This window comes from Collinsella sp. AM09-41, from assembly GCF_003473245.1.
Taxonomy (GTDB): Bacteria; Actinomycetota; Coriobacteriia; order Coriobacteriales; family Coriobacteriaceae; genus Collinsella.
This window is the reverse complement of sequence record NZ_QRMJ01000025.1, coordinates 1-1267: the sequence shown is the minus strand read 5'-3', so window position 1 is coordinate 1267 and position 1267 is coordinate 1. Positions and strand designations below refer to the sequence as shown.

Below are 1267 nucleotides of genomic sequence, written 5' to 3'. Positions count from 1 at the left end.
GGCCCGAAAGAAAGGTAGGAGGCCATGACGAAAGGTCTGCACGTGCCTTCCGAGATCGGCAAGCTCAGGAAGGTCTGCCTGCACCGTCCCGGCGACGAGCTCCTCAACCTGCCGCCCGACGAGCTCGAGCGACTCCTGTTCGACGACGTCCCGTTCCTGGAGGTCGCGCAGCAGGAGCACGACACCTTCGCCCAGATCCTGAGGGACCAGGGCGTGGAGGTGCTCTACCTCGAGAACCTCGTCGCAGAGGTGTTCGACCAGGTCCCCGGCGCCCGCGCCGAGTTCACCGACCAGTACATCGCCGAGGCAGGCATCCGCGGCCAGCACATGCCGCAGATCGTCCGCGAGAAGCTGGACTCCATCGAGGACAACCTCGAGTTCGTCAAGAAGACCATGGCCGGCATGACCAAGGCCGAGATCGACATGCCCCTCACGGCGTCCACGACCCTCGACTCCCTGGTCAACTCCGAGTCCGAGTCCGACCTGATCATCGACCCGATGCCCAACCTCTACTTCACCCGCGACCCGTTCGCGGTCGTCGGCGAGGGCGTCAACCTCAACCGCATGTACTCGGTCACCCGCAACCGCGAGACCCTGTACGGCAAGTACGTCTTCAAGTACCACCCCGACTACAAGGACGTCTCCCTGTACTTCCGCCGCGACTGCCAGTTCCACACCGAGGGCGGCGACGTGCTGAACATCAACGAGAAGACCCTCGCCGTCGGCATCTCCCAGCGCACCCAGGCCGCCGCGATCGACGTCATGGCCCAGAACATCTTCTGGAACTCCGACTCCAAGGTCGAGCGCATCCTGGCCTTCGACATCCCGGTCTCCCGCGCCTTCATGCACCTCGACACGGTCTTCACCCAGATCGACGTCGATAAGTTCACGATCCACCCCGCCATCATGGGCACCCTGCGCGTCTACGAGCTGACCGCCGGCAAGAACCCGGGCGACGTGAACATCCGCCTGATCGAGGACACCCTCGAGCACGTCCTGGAGGACGCCACCGGCGTCGACCAGGTCAAGCTGATCCCCTGCGGCGGCGGCGACCCGATCGCGGCCTCCCGCGAGCAGTGGAACGACGGCTCCAACACCCTGTGCGTCGAGCCCGGCAAGATCTGCGTCTACGCCCGCAACACCGTCACCAACGACGTGCTGTACAAGGAGGGCCTGGACCTTCTCGTCGTGCCCTCCGCCGAGCTCTCCCGCGGCCGCGGCGGCCCGCGCTGCATGAGCATGCCCTTCTGGCGCGAGGACCTCTAAG

General features: G+C 65.4%; 1 protein-coding gene. It reads left to right on the top strand.

Annotation, left to right across the window (positions count from 1 at the left end):
• Positions 1-24: 24 nt before the first annotated feature.
• Complete coding sequence (gene arcA, locus DW112_RS09840) at positions 25-1266, top strand: arginine deiminase (RefSeq protein ID WP_099431519.1); 1242 nt, start codon at positions 25-27, stop codon at positions 1264-1266.
• Position 1267: the final 1 nt, after the last annotated feature.

What these genes read in the sequence shown, in the direction of transcription:
- arcA (WP_099431519.1), top strand. Translation starts at nt 25, where the DNA reads ATGACGAAAGGTCTGCACGTGCCTTCCGAGATCGGCAAGCTCAGGAAG.